Raw genomic sequence first — 17536 nt, 5'->3', positions numbered from 1 at the left:
TTGCTGTACTGCCATCCCCCCGCGTGCAGCAACCCTTGCAAGAAGGTCCCATTGTGAAGCTGCAAGAGTTGAGCCCGAGCGATTTTGAGATCCTCAAGTCGATGGAGAACATAGTGGACGGCATCGCCGCCATGTATGGCCAGCACACCGAGGTGCTGCTCCACAGTCTGGATGTGCGCAATCCCTCGATCGTCAAGATTGCCAACGGCCATATCACCGGCCGCAGTGTCGGCGCTCCCATCACCAACCTGGCGATGATGAAGCTCAAGAGCGGGCAGGATATCTCCAGCCCCTACATGACCAAGTGCGCCACCGGCAAGACCCTGCGCTCCATCACCACCGTGATCCGCAACGGGGAGCACAGGGCCATCGGACTGCTCTGCATCAACAGCGACATGGATGCCCCGTTGCAATCCGTGCTGCGCACCATGATGCCGGAGTGCATGCATCCCCACGAGAGTCATGCCACCCCGGAGGTGTTCGCCCGCAACATCGACGAGGCGCTAAACAGCACCATCGATACCGTCAGTGCCGAGGTGCGCGGCAACGAGGCGGTGCCCCCGTCCCAAAAGACCCGGGTCATCGTCAACCAGCTGCACGACATGGGGATCTTCGAGTTAAAAGACAGTGCCCAGATCGCCGCGCGCCAGCTCGGTATCTCGGTCCACTCCATCTACCGCTATCTGCGGGAGATCAAGAAGGGCTGAGCCGGTTCACTCTGGCCAAATTGACAGCAAACGGGTCGGCACTGACCCGTTTTTTACGCCTGCGTTTACACGTCTGTTTGGGCCATCCCCCGAGCTCATCTGCTATCATCGTCCCCCTTATTTTTCTATCTATCTGAACGTGCTGGAGAAACCATGTCCCGACTCATCTACCTGCTGCGCCACGGCCAGACCCGATTCAATGCCGAGCAGCGTCTGCAGGGGCGTTGCAACTCCGATCTGACCGACAAGGGCGAGGCGCAAGCCATCGCCATGGGGCGGCGTCTTGCCGATGAGCTGGCCGATCCCGCCCGCTGGACCGTCTATGCCAGCCCGCTCGGCCGTGCTCGTCAGACTGCGCTGCTGGTGTGCGAGCAGCTGGGGTTGGCGGCGGATCGCATCGTCTGGGACGATCGCTTGATGGAGTTGGGCATGGGGGAGTGGGAGAGCTGCCAGATCCCGGCGCTGCGGCTTGCCCATCCCGAACTCGATACCGGCAAGGGGGACTGGTATCTGCAGGCTCCGGGGGCCGAGTCCTTCGAGTGCATTCAGCGCCGGGCACACCAGTGGTTGCAGGACCCAGCCATCGCCGAGCGGGCCATCGTCATCTCCCACGGCCTGCTCGGCGCCATGCTGCGCGGCGTCTATGCCGATCTCGACTATGAGGCGACCTGGGCACAGGAGTTGCCGCAAGATGCCTTCTACAAGCTGCAGGATGGTCATATCACCCGCATTGCCTGCTAGTTGCCGTGAGGTGGGCACCATGGCATGGACTATGATGGCCACCTTCGATGCCCATTTTTGCCGCAGTTCAACACATCAGAGCACCTTATCGCGGCAAGATGAGGTATCTTATGCCCCGATTTCATCCATTAAACGGATCCGAGACTCCATATGATCATCAAACCCAAGGTTCGCGGCTTTATCTGCACCACCACTCATCCGGTCGGTTGTGAAGCCAATGTTCGTCGCCAGATCGCTTATACCAAAGCCAAGGGCACCATCGATAATGGTCCCAAGAAGGTGCTGGTGATCGGTGCTTCCACCGGTTATGGCCTGGCCTCCCGGATTGCGGCTGCCTTCGGTAGCGGCGCCGCCACCCTCGGCGTCTTCTTTGAAAAAGCGGGCTCCGAGTCCAAGACCGGTACCGCTGGCTGGTACAACTCCGCCGCCTTCGACAAGGCCGCCAAAGAGGCGGGTCTCTACGCCAAGAGCGTCAATGGCGATGCCTTCTCCAACGAGTGCCGCGCCAAGGTGATCGAGCTTATCAAGCAGGATCTGGGTCAAATCGATCTGGTTGTCTACTCCCTGGCCTCTCCGGTGCGCAAGATGCCGGACACCGGCGAAGTGGTGCGCTCTGCCCTGAAACCGATCGGTGAGGTCTACACCACCACCGCGATCGACACCAACAAGGATCAGATCATCACCGCCACCGTCGAGCCGGCGAACGAGGAAGAGATCCAGAACACCATCACAGTGATGGGTGGTCAGGATTGGGAGCTGTGGATGGCCGCCCTGCGTGATGCTGGCGTGCTGGCTGACGGCGCCAAGTCCGTGGCTTACTCCTACATCGGCACCGATCTGACCTGGCCAATCTACTGGCACGGTACTCTGGGCCGCGCCAAGGAAGATCTGGACCGCGCTGCTGCCGCCATCCGTGGCGACTTGGCTGCCAAGGGCGGCACCGCTCACGTGGCCGTGCTGAAATCCGTGGTGACCCAGGCATCTTCCGCCATTCCGGTGATGCCGCTCTATATCTCCATGGCCTTCAAGATCATGAAGGAGAAGGGCATTCACGAGGGTTGCATGGAGCAGGTGGATCGCATGATGCGTACCCGTCTCTACGCGTCCGACATGGTGCTGGACGAGCAGGCCCGCATCCGCATGGATGACTGGGAACTGCGCGAAGACGTGCAGCAGACCTGCCGCGACCTGTGGCCGTCCATCACCAGCGAGAACCTCTCCGAGCTGACTGATTACACCGGCTACAAGCAGGAGTTCCTGCGCCTGTTCGGTTTCGGTCTGGACGAGGTCGATTACGATGCGGATGTGAATCCGGATGTGAAATTCGACGTGGTCGAACTCTGAGTCTGACTCAAGTGAAAACAGGGCCCTGCGGGGCCCTGTTTTTTTGGCAAAAATTCCGCTAATTAGCGGAATTTTATTATCAGCGATCACCTTTTTCCCATATCAAACCCGCTAGTCTTGCGCTGATCGGATCACAGACGGCATTGCCGAGGAACGGAAGCTATGACCACTCCAAACGAGGCGCCCAAGAAGCGCCAACTCCCCACTGTCTATACCCTGCTTTTTATCATCATCGCCCTGATGGCCGCCCTCACCTGGGTGCTGCCGGCGGGCAAATATGACTATGTCACCGCCAAGACCCAGCAGCCGGTGGCGGCAGCGGCCGTGGCTGATTACAGCGGCGACGAGCGGCTGTTGCCGGTGCCCGGCAGCTACACCGAGCTACCCGCCCACCCGCAAGGGGTGTTCGAGGTGCTCAAGGCGCCGATCCAGGGCTTTCACAAGGCGGCCGACGTGGCGCTGTTCGTGCTCATCATCGGCGGCTTTCTGGCGGTGACCATGCAAAGCGGGGCGCTCGATGCCGGGGTGGGGGCCATAGTGCGTGCCTTCGCTGGCCGTGAGCGGCTGCTAATTCCTGTGTTGATCTCCCTGTTTGCCCTCGGCGGCTCTACGTTCGGTATGGCAGAGGAAACAGTGGCCTTCTGGGCGCTGATCGTGCCGGTGATGATGGCGGCGGGCTTCGATCGCATGGTGGCGGCGGGGATCATCCTGCTCGGCTCCGGGGTCGGGGTGCTCGCCTCCACCGTCAACCCGTTTGCCACCGGTATCGCCTCCGGTTTTGCCGGCATTCCCATTGGTGAGGGGATTGGCCTGCGGGTCATTCAGTGGCTGCTGCTAGTGATCTTCGCCTCCTGGTTCGTGATGCGTTATGCCAAGCAGGTGCAGCAGGACAAGTCCCGCTCCGTGCTGGCCGATATCACCTATGACGACGAGTTCTCCCAGATGAAGAGCGGCAATCTCGCCTTCACCGGCAAGCAGAAGCTCACCATGCTGGTCTTCTTCGGCACCTTCCTGCTGATGATCTATGCGGTGGTGCCCTGGTCGGATTTGGGGATCGATCTGCTGCCCACCTTTGGCTGGTGGTTTGACGAGCTCTCCACCCTGTTCTTCAGCGCCTCCATCCTGATTGCGCTGATCAACCGGATGCCGGAATCCAACTATGTGGCGACCTTCCTCAACGGAGCGCGGGATCTGATCGGGGTGGCGCTGGTAGTGGCGGTGGCGCGCGGCATCTATGTGGTGATGGAGCAGGGCGTCATCATCGACACCATTTTGCACTGGGCCGAAGGGCTGGTGACCGGACTCTCCTCGTCGGTGTTCATCCTGATGGCCTATCTGGTACACATCATCCTGAGCTTTTTTATTCCCTCGACCTCGGGACTGGCGACCGTCTCCATGCCGCTGATGGGGCCGCTGGCGGACTTCTCCGGTATTTCGCGGGATCTGGTGATCACCGCCTATCAGTCCGCCTCCGGCTGGATCAACCTGTTCGCTCCCACCGCCGCTCATCTGGTGGCCGGTCTGGCGCTCGCCAAGATCCCCTACGATCGCTTCGTGCGCTGGGTGCTGCCCTTTATCATCGGGGTGGCCCTCATCACCATGGCGGTGCTGGTGGCCGGCGCCCTGTTGCACGGCTGATGGCACGGATAACACCACGGATAACAAAAAGGCTCCGTAAGGAGCCTTTTTTCATTGGCTTTGTTTACTGCTTGTAGCCTTTGAGGAAGCGGGCGAGGCGACCGATGGCATCCTCCAGCTCCTCTTCGCGGGGCAGGAACACCAGCCGGAAGTGATCCGGTGCCGGCCAGTTGAAGCCGGTGCCCTGTACCAGCAGCAGCTTCTCTTGCTGCAGCAGGTCGAACACCATCTTCTGGTCGTCGCGAATGTCATACACCTTGGGGTCGAGGCGCGGGAACATATAGAGCGCCCCCCTTGGTTTGACGCAGGAGACCCCGGGGATCTCGTTCAAGAGCTCCCATGCCTTGTCCCGCTGGCGGCGCAGGCGGCCGCCCGGCAGGATCAGCTCGTTGATGCTCTGATAGCCGCCAAGGGCGGTCTGGATGGCGTGCTGCATCGGCACGTTGGCACACAGCCGCATGGAGGCCAGCATCTCCAGCCCTTCAATGTAACCACGGGCACGGCCTTTGGGGCCGGTGATGACCATCCAGCCCTGACGGAAGCCGCAGGCGCGGTAGGCCTTGGATAGGCCGTTGAAGGTCACCACCATCACATCGTCGCACAGGGTGCAGACGCTGGTGTGGGAGATGTCGTCGTAGAGGATCTTGTCGTAGATCTCGTCGGCGAAAATGATGAGGTTGTGCTGGCGGGCGATCTCGATCACCTCCAGCAGGAACTCGCTGCCGTAGACGGCGCCGGTCGGGTTGTTGGGGTTGATCAGCACCAGGCCGCGAGTGCGCGGGGTGATGCGGGCGCGGATGTCGTCGAGATCCGGATACCAGTCAGCCCCTTCGTCGCAGCGGTAGTGCACCGCATGGCCACCGGAGAGGGTGACGGCGGCAGTCCAAAGCGGGTAGTCGGGGGAGGGCACCAGCATCTCGTCGCCGTTGTTGAGCAGCGCCTGCATGGCCATCACGATCAGCTCGCTGGCGCCATTGCCGATGTAGATGTCGTCGATATCGACCTTGCGCATCCCTTTCTGCTGGTAGTACTGCATCACCGCTTTACGGGCAGAAAACAGCCCCTTGGAGTCGCAGTAGCCCTGGCTCAGGGGCATGTTGAGGATCACATCCTTGATGATCTCTTCCGGCGCATCGAAACCAAACGGGGCGGGGTTGCCGATGTTGAGCTTGAGAATGCGGTGACCTTCGTCTTCGAGACGGCGGGCTTCTTTATGCACCGGGCCGCGGATGTCATAGCAGACATCGTCGAGCTTGTGCGACTTGTCGATAGTGAACATGGTGACTGTGATTCCTTCCCCATGGGGACGCGTTGGCGAAAAAGGCGATTTTTAGTATCAAATTTCTTTTCCCCTATTCTTCACAGAATTGAATGCTAGAACAATCCTCTTTTTAGAATAATTCCCTGATTTTTAGCCCTGAAACAGGGTTACTAGAACGTTAAATTTAGCATGATCGTTTGTGCTAACCGAGGTTCACCAGTGAAACATGGGGAACGAATTAACAAAGCTGCCTGACTGTGTTGCAATATCCGGATCCTGTGGCACGATTGGCTTGTGTAAAAAATCGTCTTCGTCCCCCTTTGCGATGAGTTGAATGGCACCAACGGTGTCATCGTTATGTGATCCGCTCATCGGTGTCTATTCCTGCGAGGTTTTCCCATGCATGCACCCGTTCCCGGCCGCTATCGCCACTTCAAGGGGGGTTACTATCAAGTGCTCGCCCTGGCCCTGCACACTGAAACCCAGGAGCAGCTGGTGATCTATCAATCCGAACAGGATGGTCAGGTCTATGCCCGCCCTGTCGCCATGTTCATGGAGTGGATTGAGCATCAGGGGCAGGTTGTCAGCCGCTTTGCACCGGTAGGGAACTGACCACCTCTCCGTTTTGATCGTTCAACAGATGAGCAGTCGAGCGAAACGGTGTCACAAGTTGTCGCATGACGCCCTTGGGCATGCGACGTGCCGCCAGCTGCCTTAATGACAAATCTCTTATCTAATCAATAAATTGTGATGGATATCACATTCAATGAACCTTGTCGGCAGGGTTCGCAATCTGGACTCACACTCCCATAATGCTGCGCTTGTTCAAGCATGGGCCCTTCTCGGGTCTGTTCGGTGTTATCTCAAATGGGAGAAATATTGTGAAACCTGTTGCTGCCGAGTTTATGGGCACTTTCTGGCTGGTATTGGGCGGGTGCGGCAGTGCCGTGCTGGCTGCAGCCTTCCCTCACGTCGGAATTGGTCTGCTGGGGGTCTCGCTGGCCTTCGGTCTGACCGTGCTGACCATGGCGTTTGCCATCGGTCATATCTCCGGTTGCCACCTCAATCCGGCCGTCACCGTCGGTCTGTGGGCGGGTGGTCGTTTTCCGGCATCCGGTGTCCTGCCTTACATCGTGGCGCAAGTGCTGGGTGGCATTGCCGCCGCTGCGGTGCTTTATGTGATTGCCAGTGGTCAGGCAGGGTTTGATCTCTCTGCCGGTTTTGCCTCCAACGGCTACGGTGAGCACTCTCCGGGTGGTTACAGCCTGACCGCCGCACTGGTGTGCGAAATGGTGATGACCGGTTTCTTCCTGTTCGTCATCATGGGTGCCACCGATAGCCGCGCGCCTGCCGGTTTTGCCCCGATCGCCATCGGTCTGTGCCTGACCCTGATCCACCTCGTCAGCATTCCGGTGACCAATACCTCGGTCAACCCGGCCCGCAGTACCGGCGTTGCGCTGTTTGTCGGTGACTGGGCGGTCAGCCAGCTGTGGCTGTTCTGGGTTGCCCCGATTGTCGGTGCCATTCTGGGTGCGCTGGCTTATCGCCTGGTGGCGACTGAGCAGAAGTAATCATTGGCGAAACAACGTGTGGTATCGACACGCCTGCGGGCGTGTTTTTTTGTTTCTGGAGGGGGGAAAGAGAGAATGGGCCGGGCCGAGCGTCACAGCCCTTTGGCCTGCAGCATCTCTTTGTAGCGCAGATGGAGCAGCTGGACGCGCTCCACATAGGCGCGGGTTTCCGCATAGGGCGGGATACCTCCATGTTTTTGTACGGCGCCAGCCCCGGCGTTGTAGGCCGCGGTCGCCAGTGCCACGTTGCCGTCATACTGTTTGAGCAGTCCCGCCAGATATTTCACCCCGCCGAAGATATTCTGCTCCGCCAGCAGGGCATTGCCGACCCCCAGTTCCCGCGCAGTGGCGGGCATCAGCTGGGTCAGGCCCATCGCCCCCTTGCGGGAGACCGCCAGCGGGTTGAAGGCGGATTCGGCATGGATCAGCGCCCGGATCAGCGCAGGCTCAACCTGATAGGTTTTGGCGGCGGCCTTGATGGTGCTGGCATAGTCATAGAGAAACAGCCCGGTTGTCTGCCAGTTGACATTGGATTTGGGATCGCAGGCGAAGCAGTCGTTGAACAGCAGCAGCTCGTAATGGCCCTGTTCTGGCGCCATGTCTGAGTAGCGTACCACCCCGTTCTGCTGCACCGATTTATAGACCTGGATCTGCTTGTTACCGCCAGCGGCGGTTGCCGCCGTTTGAGCGGTTTCGGGTTGCGGGGCGGGCGTGGCCTCATTGACCGGACGCAGGGGGGAGGGGGCTGCAGTCAGGAAGACCACCTCCGCGGGCGGGGGAGTCTGGCTCCATCCACTCAGGGGGATCAACAACATAGGGCCTGCCAGCATCCATGCTTTCAACCGTAATACTCCTTCCTGTGATGACCATGTTGAGTAAAGCATCATGACGAGGGCAGAACAAGCGGTGAGCAGGGGGCAAATGACCCGATTCGGTGACCGGGATCAAAGTATCCACCGCAATAAAGGGTTGTCATCGTGAAGCCGTGCGTTGGCAGTCAGGCCGTGGGTCATGGCCTCTTCCACCGGGTCAGCAACGTCGCCATGACGTCTGCTTTTTTGTTGACGAAAGGCATGCTATTGTGCTGGCGTCAGCTGGTCGGATTAGCTCACCGTATCTGGCACTAATAATTGATTACCAAAGGATTTGTCTGTGACAAGCAAGCTGGCGATGGAACTCACCTTCGAAGAGTACTGTGACGCCGACCTCTCCCTTATCAGGGACTATTACGAAACGACATTTTCCCACTATGTGCCGGACCTGGCCGAGCGGATCTTTGTCGTGCGTGATGCTCACTGGCTGGTGGGGGCGGTACGGTTGCGGGACGAGGAGGAGTTTTACCATCTGTGCGGCTTTCGCCTGTTGCCTCACTACCAGTCGCTGGGATTGGGATCACGGCTGTTGCAGCACGCTTGCCACGGTCTGGCGGACAAACCGGTGGTCTGTCAGGCGCTCCCGTTCGAGAAGCCCTTCTATCTCAAGGCCGGTTTTGCCGATATGCCCCTCAACCAATTGAGCGGGTCGCTCTTCTCCCTCTACGAGCGGCAGCAGCAGCAGGGTTATCAGGTGGAGCTGCTGGTACGGGATACCAGCCAGCCCCTCCTGAATTGAGTGGTTTAGCGGGGGTTGGTCAACAGGTGGATCTTGCCTGGTGACAGCTCCAGCCCCAGCAGATTTTCCTTCAGCCAGGCCTGATCCGGATCCTTGTCATTGAGTTTGTAGACCGGCTTGGTCTCGAGCCGTTTCTCCATGCTCTGCAGCAGCATGTTGAGCATCAGCCCGAACTTCTTCTCGGCCGCTTCCGGCTCCAGCTTGTACTCCACCAGCTTCATGTTATCGAGAAACAGCGCGCTCTGGGCCTTGTCATAGCGGGGCCTCGCCTCATAGGTCATCTGCAGGCGGGCGTCATATTCGGTATTGTCGGGCAGGGCGATTTTGAGCTTGCCCTTGCCATAAACCCGTGCCGTGTCGGGGCGCTGGCGACCAATCTGGACATCGCTCTGCTCAAGTTTCACATGAGCCTTTATTATGCCGGGCAGTTCCAGCTGTTTATCGACTTGCACCTGGGATTGCAGGTACTGGTTTATCTGTTGCTCATTGATGTCATATGAGCCTTGGCCTAGCATGGCCAGGCTGAGCAGCATAGATTGCAGGATCATGCGTGCGACCTGATAGAATGGATTTGCCTTACAGCATACCATTGCGGCCGGTTGGGGTCTGCCCACCGCACTGTTTGTCGATGAGAAGGAGCCCCCGTTGCTCAACGGTCTGGAACATGATCTTCAACTGCTGTTTTCCCGTTTTCTGGGTTGGCTGCTACTGCTTTTTCACACAGTTATCGTCACCGGGGTGTCATTTCGGGTGGTGATGAAACGCCGTCCCATCGGCGTGTCGCTGGCCTGGCTGGCGCTGATCTACGCCATTCCGTTTGCCGGGGTGGGCTTCTATGTGCTGTTTGGTGAGATAAAGCTGGGGCGCCGCCGCGCCGAGCGCGCCCAGGCCATGTATCGCCCTTACGCCATCTGGATCCGTCAGCTGGCTCGTCTGTTCCCGCAGCACTGCTGCGAAGTGGGCGCCAAGGCGCAACCGCTGCACGATCTGATACAGGGGCGGCTTGCCATGCCGATGCTCTCCGGCAACCGCATGACCCTGCTCAACAAGCCGGACTGGATCTTGCGCGAGATTGCGCAAGATATCCGCCGCTCGACCCTCTCCTGCTATCTGGAGTTCTACATCTGGCACCCTGGCGGCGATGCCGACGAGGTGTGCGAGGCGCTGATTGAAGTGGCGCAACGCGGCGTGGATTGTCGCTTGTTGCTCGATTCGGTGGGCAGCAAACAGTTCTTCCGCTCTCACTGGCCGAAAAAACTGCGCAAGGCGGGGGTCAAGCTGGTGGAGGTGCTGCCGGTTGGCGCCTGGCGCATTGTGTTCCAGCGTCAGGATCTGCGGATGCACCGCAAGCTGGTGGTGATCGATGACAGGGTGGGTTACACCGGCTCCATGAACATGGTGGATCCCCGTTTCTTCAAGCAAGATGCCGGGGTTGGCCAGTGGGTCGATATCATGATCCGGGTGCAGGGACCCATGGTGCCGCTGATGTGGTCGATCTTCGTCTGGGATTGGGAGATGGAGACCGGCGAGCGGCTGCTCGACAGCCTGCAACACGATCCCGAAGCCTGGCCCCAGACCAACTACCGTGCCCAGCTTATTCCGTCCGGCCCCTTCGTCGGTGGCGACTGCATCCAGCAGAGCCTGCTGCTCGCCATCTATCAGGCGCGCAGCCATCTGGTGCTGACGACCCCCTACTTTGTGCCCGACGATCCGCTGGCGGCCGCGCTCAGCTCGGCAGCCGCACGCGGCGTGCAGGTGCAGCTGGTGTTGCCGGCGCGCAACGACTCCATCATGGCCAATTACGCCTGCAATGCGTTCATGGAGGAGCTGCTGGCGGCCGGGGTGGAGATCTACCGCTACGATGCCGGTCTGCTCCATACCAAGAGCGTGCTGGTGGATGACGACTTTGCGCTGGTGGGGACGGTCAATCTGGATCGGCGCAGCCTCTGGCTCAACTTCGAGGTGACCCTGCTGGTGGACAACCCCTCGTTCGTGGCCCAGATGACCCGGTTGGTGCAAGGCTATATGGCGGAAGCCACCCCGATGACCCTGGCCAAATGGCAGGCACGCCCCTGGTACAAGAAGGCGATGGAGAACATCTTCTATCTCTTCAGTCCCTTGCTGTGAGGTTGTGGCGAATCGCAAGAATGTTGGGGCGCCATCTGATTGCACTTGCCTCGCCCCGAGTACGCCCCTAGAGTGCAGTGACAACTCTCTGGAGACACATGAATATATGAAAAAGATAGTGGCCCTCGCCGTGGGTGCGGCACTGGTAGGTGGTGGTCTGGCGGCGTGCTGGTACACGGGCAACAGCTTTGACAACATCATGGCGGAGCAGATCGCCAAGGTAGAGCAAGAGACCGGCATCGATATGCAGTGGCAGCCGGGCAGCAGTAACCTCTTCACCCGTGACGGGATCCTGAAGATCGTGGTGACGCCGGAGGAGCTGGCTACCATCGACAGTGAACTGGAGGGCAGTCAGCCCATCGAGCTGCAACTGGTGGTCAAGAGCCGGATCCTGCCGCTCTATATCAAGAGCCACCTCCTGCTCGATACCCATAATGGCACTATGGCGCCGGTCTTTACCGCACTGGGCATGGAGCAGTGGGAACTCGGTCTGGAGTCGGTCACCAGTCTCTGGACCCAGGGTAACAGCAGCCGCTTTTGGGCCAATGAGTTCAAGGTCAAACAGGGGCTGGACGAGTTCCATTTCCTGCCGCTTTCCGGCGAGTTTCACGGCAACCTGGAGGGGAATGGCCACATCACCATGGCCTGGCAAGGGATGACGGTCCACGAAGAGCAGAGCAAGATGGACTTGGTGCTGGCCGATATGAAAGGGAGCGCCGACATTGCCGAGATCAGCGGTGTGCTCCTCTCGCCCCAGAGCGAGATGACCCTCTCGGCCCTCACGGTGCAACTACCTGACAGCGTCAAGGTCGCCCTGCAGGGGATGACTACCGAGACCCAGCTGACCGGCGATGATGCCCAGACCCTCTCCAGCAGCTATCAGATGAAGATTGCCAAGCTGGATCTGGAGAACGAGACCGACACCCTGGCGGTCACCGACAGCAAGCTGGCGCTCAACCTCAACGGTCTGGATCTGGAAGGGTACCAGGGGTTGCAGGCCGCCGGTGGCAAGGGGGTTGAAGATGCCGCCATCCAGCAGGCGCTGGACAAGATGCTCAAACGTGGCGCGACCCTGGAGCTGGCCGATCTCAGCGCCAGGCTCAACGGTGAGGCGGTGACCATGAAGGGGGATGTGAAGCTGGCATCGACCTCGCTGGAGCAACTGTTCAACAGCGAAGCGGGGATGCAGGCCCTCAGCGGTGTGCTGCATGCCAACCTCAGCGACAAGCTGGGCAAGGCGGTGCCGCAACTGGCCCCCATGCTCGATCAGCTGACCCTGATGGGCTATCTGAAGGCCGACAAGCAAGCGCTGACTTCCGAGCTGAAGCTGGAGAAGGGCGCCGTGACGGTAAACGATCTGCCGCTCTGATATTTGACGCAGAAACAACAACGGCTCCCGCGGGAGCCGTTGTTGTTTCTGGCGCTTGCATACGTGCAGTGTGGGCGGATTACTTGAAGACCACCGTCTTGTTGCCGTAGACGAACACCCGCTCGTTCAGTACCAGCTCCAGCGCGCGGCTCAGCACCGATTTTTCCACATCCCGGCCTGCTTTGGCCATGTCGTCCGCACTGAAGGCGTGACCGACGTGGATCACGTCCTGTTCGACGATGGGACCTTCATCCAGATCGTCGGTCACGAAGTGGGCGGTGGCGCCGATCAGCTTGACGCCGCGATCGAACGCCTGCCGGTAAGGGCGGGCACCGATGAAGGCGGGCAGGAAGGAGTGGTGGATGTTGAGGATCTTGCGCGGATAGGCCTCGACGAAGCTCGGGGTCAGCACCCGCATGTACTTGGCCAGGATCACATAGTCAGGCTCATAGCTGTCGATGATGGCGCGTACCTGCTCTTCATGCTCGGTACGGCTCAGCTCGTCGTGGCTGACGGTGTGGAACGGAATATTGAATTTGCCGGTGAGCTCGGCCAGGGTGTCGTAGTTGCCGATCACCGCGACGATATCCATATCCAGCGCGCCCGCGTAGTTCTTCATCAGAATGTCGCCGAGGCAATGGGTCTCCTTGGTCACCAGAATGACGATGCGCTTCTTGCCCGCCTTGACCAGACGACGCTGGGCACCGGTGGGCAGGGCATCGTCCAGATCCGCCAGCAGGGTCTCATCATTGAAGCGCCCCTCCAGCTCGGTCCGCATAAAGAAGCGGCCATTCTCATGATCCACAAACTCATCGTTCTTGATGATGTTGAGCTGATGCTTGTAGCAGATGTTGGTGATCTTGGCGATGAGCCCTTTGGCATCCGGGCAATCTGTGAGCAGTATTTTCTTTTCCATCTCTGTCATTTTCCGTTTGTGGTGTTGGCGCTGCTGTCTGCGCAGGCAGCGTTGTTCAGGCTCTTTTTCGGGCTCTGTTTTTTGTTTCGGGAACTATGCCATAAACCGATCCGCGCCATAAAGAAATTCGCCAGTCACGGCCTCTCGCGCGGGCCGCAGAGCGCGATCCCGGGCGCAATGTTGAAATGCTTTTCAGCCAGCGGGGGATTTTGGCTGGTATCTGCAACCGTTTTTCTTTAGGCTGTCTGCGCTTATTCTCAGGGCGGGGTGCAATTCCCCACCGGCGGTATCCCGATTGACTCGGGGAGCCCGCGAGCGCCCGACCCGGCTGATTGCCGGGTCGGGGTCAGCAGATCCGGTGAGATGCCGGAGCCGACGGTCATAGTCCGGATGAAAGAGGATAAGACAGACCTTGCTGCGTTGGCCCTTGTGGGCTGGCCGCTGCATGCTCCTCTCTGTCTGCCTTTCCATGCCCTGATTCTGGTCCTTGTCTTGTTTAGGAGTTTTACCATGAATCAGTCTCTACTCAGTGAATTCGGTGATCCCGTTGCCCGTGTCGAAGCGGCCCTGTCTGCCTTGCGTGCCGGAGGCGGCGTGCTGGTGGCCGACGATGAAGATCGGGAGAACGAGGGCGACCTCATTTTCGCCGCCGAATCCATGACCAATGAACAGATGGCGCTGATGATCCGCGAGTGCTCCGGCATCGTCTGCCTCTGCCTGCCCGACGAGCGGGTTCGCCAGCTGGAACTGCCGATGATGGTGGAAGCCAACTCCAGCCACTACCAGACCGCTTTCACCGTGACCATCGAAGCTGCGCAGGGGGTTACGACCGGTGTTTCGGCGGCTGATCGCATCACCACCATCCGTGCTGCTATCGCCGATGGCGCCAAACCGGGCGATCTGCATCGCCCGGGTCATGTGTTCCCGCTGCGGGCGCGAACCGGTGGGGTGCTTACCCGTCGTGGTCATACCGAAGCGACCGTCGATCTGATGCAGTTGGCCGGTCTGAAACCGTTCGGGGTGTTGTGTGAATTGACCAAGGAAGATGGCTCTATGGCACGTCTGCCAGACCTGGTTGCGTTCGGTCGGCAGCACCGGATGCCGGTGCTGACCATCGAGGATCTGGTGCAATATCGTCAATTGTTGTCAGAACAGAGTGCCTGAGCCTCATACGAAATTGTAATAAGGCAAAAATTTGGTTAACCTTTGTCCGTGCCCTCACCACGCGGCACTCATTTTTTAGACGAATCTGGACAAAAACTGTTCATTCAAAAAAAAATGAGGGTTTTAATGCATTTATCTGTGGTGGGGACTATGCAAAGTATGATTTTTTTGTGCCATAATCACGCCGCTTGCTAAACGTCTGGCGAGTTCAAGGGAGCTTTAAAAATGAAAAAATTGTTGTTGGTAGGTGTTGTTGGTCTGTCCGCTCTGCTGGGCGGTTGTGCAAACACCAGCGAACTGGAAACTTCCGTTCAGAATCTGTCTAACAAAGTTGACCAACTGGCTCAAGATGTTAGCGCAGTTCGTGCTGATCAGTCCAAAATCGCTGCTGATGTTGCCGAAGCCAAGCAAGAAGCTATGCGTGCTAACCAGCGCATCGACAACATGGCTACTTCTTACAAGAAGTAATCCATGCGAAAAAAATGGCGCAGTTATGCGCCATTTTTTTTTGCCTGAAATTCACCGTCCCCACATCCCCACTGCACTTCTTCGCACTTGACCCATGAGGTCATGCCGGTCTCCCGGCACTCCCCCATCATTACCAGCCAGTTCGACGCTGATCAGTAGAGCAGACTATAGAGTTTGCGACGGTAGCTCTGCGCCGCCGGCGTGCTGCCCATGGTCGCCAGAATATCGAGATAGGTCTTTCTGGCATCGCCGAATGCCAAATCCCGCTTGAGGATCTCCAGCAGCAGTCCCAACGCCTCTTCCTGACGGCCAGCCTGGTTGTATTGCACCGCCAGCTCCTGAGTCAGGGCAAAATCATCGGGTTGTTCTGCATGGCGGGCTTCCAGCGCGCGCAGCTCCGGGCTGTCTGCTGCTTGCAGGGCGAGCGCGAGCCGTGAGCTCAGGGTATGGAAGTGACTATCCTGCGCCACCATCGGGATGGTGCCGAGGCGCTCCTGCGCTTCCTCCAGCAGATTGAGGTCGAGCGCGGCCTGAATGAGCCACAGGCTGATGTCGTGACGCTCAGGGGCCAGCTGGTGTGCCTTGGTCAGATGGGCATAGGCGATGCTGGGCTGCTCGTCAGCCAGTGCCTGTTGCCCCTTGGCCAGCAGTTCTTCCTCTTCTTTGGGGGCGAAGGCGGCGAAATACTGGCGCAGGGTGGCTTCATCCTGCGGCCCTTCGAGGATCGCCTGTTCGTCAGGGCGACCCTGATGGAACAGCACCAGCGCGGGCAGGGCGCGCAGACCGAGCTGGCTGGCCAGCGGCTGCAGCTGGGGATCGTTCATATCCACCTTGGCCAGGGTGACCTGCTCATTGGCGGGCCCAACCAGTGATTCGATCAGCGGTGTCATCCCCTGACACTCCGGCATCTGCGGAGCATGGAAATAGATGACGACCGGCTTCTTCATGGACGCATCGATAAGTTCAGCGTGAAAATTCTGGGGAGTAATGTCGACGATCATGAGTTGGACTCTTCAGAAAGGGTGTTGAGTAACATGGGGTTGAGCGACTGGCAATTCAAGCGCTCATCCAGCCGGTAAAACGTCACGGGGGTTGCCGCTGCCGCAAGACTGAGCCAGCCGCTGGCAAAGGGCCAATCCTGTACCTGATAAGAGATGTCATCGAGCCGGTTGTCGAGTTGCCACCCTTGCTCCGGGACAAAGCGCACCTTCTCGAGCCCGGCGGCTATGCCGCCGCCGTGGGCCTTCAGTACCGCCTCCTTGCGCGACCAGAGCCGGTAGAAGGCGCTCTCCTGCTCTTGAGCGGGCCGCGCGCAGAGCCACTCATATTCACTCTGTGCATAAAAGCGGCGGGCGAGGGGGAGGGGATGATGCCGCCGTTTGCCCAGTTCGATATCCACCCCAAGCGGCCCCTGCGGGCAGAGTGCCAACACCAGCCAGCTGCCACTGTGGCTCAGATTGAAATGCCAGGCATCATCATGCAGTCGTGGCTTGCCGTGGGGGCCGTTGCAAAATTGCAGGCTGGCGGCGGGTTGCTGCAGCCGCTCGGCCAATAGCTGGCGCAGCAGGGCGCGGCTCACCAGATATTCCTGACGCCGTTCAGGATGGGTCATGGTTTGCCAGATATGCTGCTCATCGGTTGACAGCCCTTCAGGCAATTGAGCGAGCAGTTCCTGGCATACCCTGGCCGGTTTTAACAAAAAAAGATCGGTTTCGATCATGATTTTTCACTTTAAAAAGGTGCTGAAGCAGGGATAAAAGCCAGTTATCTATGAGACCCAAGGCCCTTTTTGCAATTGTATATTGTTTGGGCATGATCACATTAATTATGAAAAATCGTGCATTTACTTGCAAAAATGTGAGCTCGATAGGGATTTTCACTTGCCTCGATAGAATTCTTGGATATAGTCGGGTGCTGTTGCCTTATAAATTGCCCTTTGGGGCCGTATTTTAACAAGATTTACTATTTAGCGGGGATAAAGGATTGCGCCACCTGATGCTACTGCTGGTCGCGCTCGGAATGGTGGGTTGTGCCTCGGCACCCCAACCCGAGGTCGCGAGCAAGATCGAAGTTTCCATGGTTGAACCTGTAATCGAACCGGAAGCTTCCCAGACACCCGATGTGAATGAAATCCTGACAGTATATAAAGAGTGGCGTGGCGTTCCGTACCGGATGGGTGGCAGTAGCCAGCGTGGTATCGATTGTTCCGCCTTCGCCCGTGAAGTGTTCCGCAATGCCGTCGGTGTCGAATTACCCCGTGATACCCGATCCCAAGTCCACGAAGGGACGCGCGTTTCCAAGCAGGATCTGGTCGAAGGTGATCTGGTCTTCTTCAAAATCAATCGTCGTCTCAACCACGTTGGTATCTATGTCGGCAATGGCGAATTCATCCACGCCTCGACCCGTGCCGGTGTGACGCGCTCCAAGCTGGACAGCCAATACTGGCGCAGCAAGTTCTGGCAAGCTCGCCGGATCGATATCTGAGTCAGGCTGGACAAACGGCTCGCAGTACGGACTGTTTTTCCAACCTCACTTGAACCGGGCTCGATAGCCCGGTTTTTTTATTGCCCTCGTTTAGACTTTCCCGAGTCAAATCACTATAGTGTGGGCCCGTTTTCT

Annotated in this window: 18 protein-coding genes and 1 riboswitch; of the genes, 12 read left to right on the top strand and 6 right to left on the bottom strand. The window is 58.6% G+C overall.

Annotated elements, in window-relative coordinates:
* Positions 1-53: 53 nt before the first annotated feature.
* The 4 genes from PG888_RS02415 to PG888_RS02400 all read left to right on the top strand — a co-directional run bounded on the left by PG888_RS02415 (position 54) and on the right by PG888_RS02400 (position 4430).
* Entirely contained in the window at positions 54-707 is a 654-nt protein-coding gene (locus PG888_RS02415) for a helix-turn-helix transcriptional regulator (protein ID WP_040065159.1), read from the top strand.
* Positions 708-860: 153 nt separating this feature from the next.
* Positions 861-1448 (top strand): histidine phosphatase family protein, encoded by a 588-nt coding sequence (locus PG888_RS02410; RefSeq protein ID WP_182937858.1) that lies wholly within the window; start codon positions 861-863, stop codon positions 1446-1448.
* A gap of 150 nt (positions 1449-1598) precedes the next feature.
* The gene (fabV, locus tag PG888_RS02405; RefSeq protein ID WP_182937857.1) at positions 1599-2792 is read left to right on the top strand and encodes an enoyl-ACP reductase FabV; all 1194 of its coding nucleotides are present in this window, start codon (positions 1599-1601) and stop codon (positions 2790-2792) included.
* 162 nt (positions 2793-2954) lie between these two features.
* A complete protein-coding gene (locus PG888_RS02400; RefSeq protein WP_182937856.1) occupies positions 2955-4430 on the top strand; it encodes a YfcC family protein in 1476 nt (491 codons plus the stop codon).
* 64 nt (positions 4431-4494) lie between these two features.
* On the opposite strand, the gene PG888_RS02395 is transcribed toward PG888_RS02400, so the two are convergent.
* The gene (locus PG888_RS02395; protein WP_182937855.1) at positions 4495-5709 is read right to left on the bottom strand and encodes a pyridoxal phosphate-dependent aminotransferase; all 1215 of its coding nucleotides are present in this window, start codon (positions 5707-5709) and stop codon (positions 4495-4497) included.
* 381 nt (positions 5710-6090) lie between these two features.
* Between PG888_RS02395 and PG888_RS02390 the strand changes: the two genes are divergently transcribed.
* Together PG888_RS02390 and aqpZ are read left to right on the top strand one after the other, a co-directional pair.
* Positions 6091-6303 carry a DUF1653 domain-containing protein gene (locus PG888_RS02390; protein ID WP_042655972.1) on the top strand — a complete coding sequence of 71 codons (213 nt, stop codon included), beginning with the start codon at positions 6091-6093 and terminating at the stop codon, positions 6301-6303.
* A gap of 269 nt (positions 6304-6572) precedes the next feature.
* The gene (gene aqpZ / locus PG888_RS02385) at positions 6573-7262 is read left to right on the top strand and encodes an aquaporin Z (protein WP_042656004.1); all 690 of its coding nucleotides are present in this window, start codon (positions 6573-6575) and stop codon (positions 7260-7262) included.
* A gap of 92 nt (positions 7263-7354) precedes the next feature.
* On the opposite strand, the gene PG888_RS02380 is transcribed toward aqpZ, so the two are convergent.
* A complete protein-coding gene (locus PG888_RS02380) occupies positions 7355-8104 on the bottom strand; it encodes a lytic transglycosylase domain-containing protein (RefSeq protein ID WP_411579865.1) in 750 nt (249 codons plus the stop codon).
* A 328-nt stretch (positions 8105-8432) separates the two neighbouring features.
* On the opposite strand from PG888_RS02380, the gene PG888_RS02375 reads away from it, so the two are divergent.
* Positions 8433-8873 carry a GNAT family N-acetyltransferase gene (locus PG888_RS02375; RefSeq protein WP_182939771.1) on the top strand — a complete coding sequence of 147 codons (441 nt, stop codon included), beginning with the start codon at positions 8433-8435 and terminating at the stop codon, positions 8871-8873.
* A 5-nt stretch (positions 8874-8878) separates the two neighbouring features.
* Here the strand turns inward: PG888_RS02375 and PG888_RS02370 are convergent, their stop codons facing one another.
* Entirely contained in the window at positions 8879-9421 is a 543-nt protein-coding gene (locus tag PG888_RS02370; protein ID WP_058052102.1) for a DUF1439 domain-containing protein, read from the bottom strand.
* 97 nt (positions 9422-9518) lie between these two features.
* On the opposite strand from PG888_RS02370, the gene cls reads away from it, so the two are divergent.
* Complete coding sequence (cls, locus tag PG888_RS02365; RefSeq protein ID WP_042057989.1) at positions 9519-11000, top strand: cardiolipin synthase; 1482 nt, start codon at positions 9519-9521, stop codon at positions 10998-11000.
* Between the two features lie 106 nt (positions 11001-11106).
* The gene (locus tag PG888_RS02360; protein ID WP_182937853.1) at positions 11107-12369 is read left to right on the top strand and encodes a DUF945 family protein; all 1263 of its coding nucleotides are present in this window, start codon (positions 11107-11109) and stop codon (positions 12367-12369) included.
* Between the two features lie 79 nt (positions 12370-12448).
* Here PG888_RS02360 and purU read toward each other — a convergent pair whose 3' ends face one another.
* On the bottom strand, positions 12449-13285 hold the full coding sequence (gene purU, locus PG888_RS02355; protein WP_042655976.1) for a formyltetrahydrofolate deformylase: 837 nt from the start codon (positions 13283-13285) through the stop codon (positions 12449-12451).
* Between the two features lie 249 nt (positions 13286-13534).
* Positions 13535-13691, top strand: a riboswitch (FMN riboswitch).
* Positions 13692-13795: 104 nt separating this feature from the next.
* Between purU and ribB the strand changes: the two genes are divergently transcribed.
* Positions 13796-14449, top strand: a complete 654-nt coding sequence (ribB, locus tag PG888_RS02350; RefSeq protein WP_182937852.1) for a 3,4-dihydroxy-2-butanone-4-phosphate synthase — start codon at positions 13796-13798, stop codon at positions 14447-14449.
* A gap of 225 nt (positions 14450-14674) precedes the next feature.
* Positions 14675-14917, top strand: a complete 243-nt coding sequence (locus PG888_RS02345) for an Lpp/OprI family alanine-zipper lipoprotein (protein ID WP_005334342.1) — start codon at positions 14675-14677, stop codon at positions 14915-14917.
* Between the two features lie 152 nt (positions 14918-15069).
* On the opposite strand, the gene PG888_RS02340 is transcribed toward PG888_RS02345, so the two are convergent.
* Both PG888_RS02340 and PG888_RS02335 read right to left on the bottom strand, forming a co-directional pair.
* On the bottom strand, positions 15070-15918 hold the full coding sequence (locus PG888_RS02340; protein ID WP_182937851.1) for a tetratricopeptide repeat protein: 849 nt from the start codon (positions 15916-15918) through the stop codon (positions 15070-15072).
* On the bottom strand, positions 15915-16637 hold the full coding sequence (locus PG888_RS02335) for a 4'-phosphopantetheinyl transferase family protein (protein ID WP_182937850.1): 723 nt from the start codon (positions 16635-16637) through the stop codon (positions 15915-15917). The genes PG888_RS02340 and PG888_RS02335 overlap by 4 nt, the downstream gene beginning before the upstream one ends.
* A 275-nt stretch (positions 16638-16912) precedes the next feature.
* On the opposite strand from PG888_RS02335, the gene PG888_RS02330 reads away from it, so the two are divergent.
* Positions 16913-17401, top strand: a complete 489-nt coding sequence (locus PG888_RS02330; protein ID WP_042057977.1) for a C40 family peptidase — start codon at positions 16913-16915, stop codon at positions 17399-17401.
* Positions 17402-17536 lie beyond the last annotated feature (135 nt).

This window comes from Aeromonas sp. QDB23, from assembly GCF_027707745.1.
In the GTDB taxonomy this organism is placed as follows: domain Bacteria; phylum Pseudomonadota; class Gammaproteobacteria; order Enterobacterales; family Aeromonadaceae; genus Aeromonas; species Aeromonas allosaccharophila.
Note: the sequence above shows the minus strand (reverse complement) of the source record. Positions and strands in the feature narration are given on the sequence as shown.

Excerpts from the sequence above, each read along its gene's own strand:
- PG888_RS02410 (WP_182937858.1), top strand. The coding sequence starts at position 861 with ATGTCCCGACTCATCTACCTGCTGCGCCACGGCCAGACCCGATTCAAT.
- fabV (WP_182937857.1), top strand. The coding sequence starts at position 1,599 with ATGATCATCAAACCCAAGGTTCGCGGCTTTATCTGCACCACCACTCAT.
- PG888_RS02400 (WP_182937856.1), top strand. The coding sequence starts at position 2,955 with ATGACCACTCCAAACGAGGCGCCCAAGAAGCGCCAACTCCCCACTGTC.
- PG888_RS02395 (WP_182937855.1), bottom strand. The coding sequence starts at position 5,709 with ATGTTCACTATCGACAAGTCGCACAAGCTCGACGATGTCTGCTATGAC.
- PG888_RS02390 (WP_042655972.1), top strand. The coding sequence starts at position 6,091 with ATGCATGCACCCGTTCCCGGCCGCTATCGCCACTTCAAGGGGGGTTAC.
- PG888_RS02375 (WP_182939771.1), top strand. The coding sequence starts at position 8,433 with ATGGAACTCACCTTCGAAGAGTACTGTGACGCCGACCTCTCCCTTATC.
- PG888_RS02370 (WP_058052102.1), bottom strand. The coding sequence starts at position 9,421 with ATGATCCTGCAATCTATGCTGCTCAGCCTGGCCATGCTAGGCCAAGGC.
- PG888_RS02360 (WP_182937853.1), top strand. The coding sequence starts at position 11,107 with ATGAAAAAGATAGTGGCCCTCGCCGTGGGTGCGGCACTGGTAGGTGGT.
- purU (WP_042655976.1), bottom strand. The coding sequence starts at position 13,285 with ATGGAAAAGAAAATACTGCTCACAGATTGCCCGGATGCCAAAGGGCTC.
- ribB (WP_182937852.1), top strand. The coding sequence starts at position 13,796 with ATGAATCAGTCTCTACTCAGTGAATTCGGTGATCCCGTTGCCCGTGTC.
- PG888_RS02345 (WP_005334342.1), top strand. The coding sequence starts at position 14,675 with ATGAAAAAATTGTTGTTGGTAGGTGTTGTTGGTCTGTCCGCTCTGCTG.
- PG888_RS02340 (WP_182937851.1), bottom strand. The coding sequence starts at position 15,918 with ATGATCGTCGACATTACTCCCCAGAATTTTCACGCTGAACTTATCGAT.
- PG888_RS02335 (WP_182937850.1), bottom strand. The coding sequence starts at position 16,637 with ATGATCGAAACCGATCTTTTTTTGTTAAAACCGGCCAGGGTATGCCAG.
- PG888_RS02330 (WP_042057977.1), top strand. The coding sequence starts at position 16,913 with ATGCTACTGCTGGTCGCGCTCGGAATGGTGGGTTGTGCCTCGGCACCC.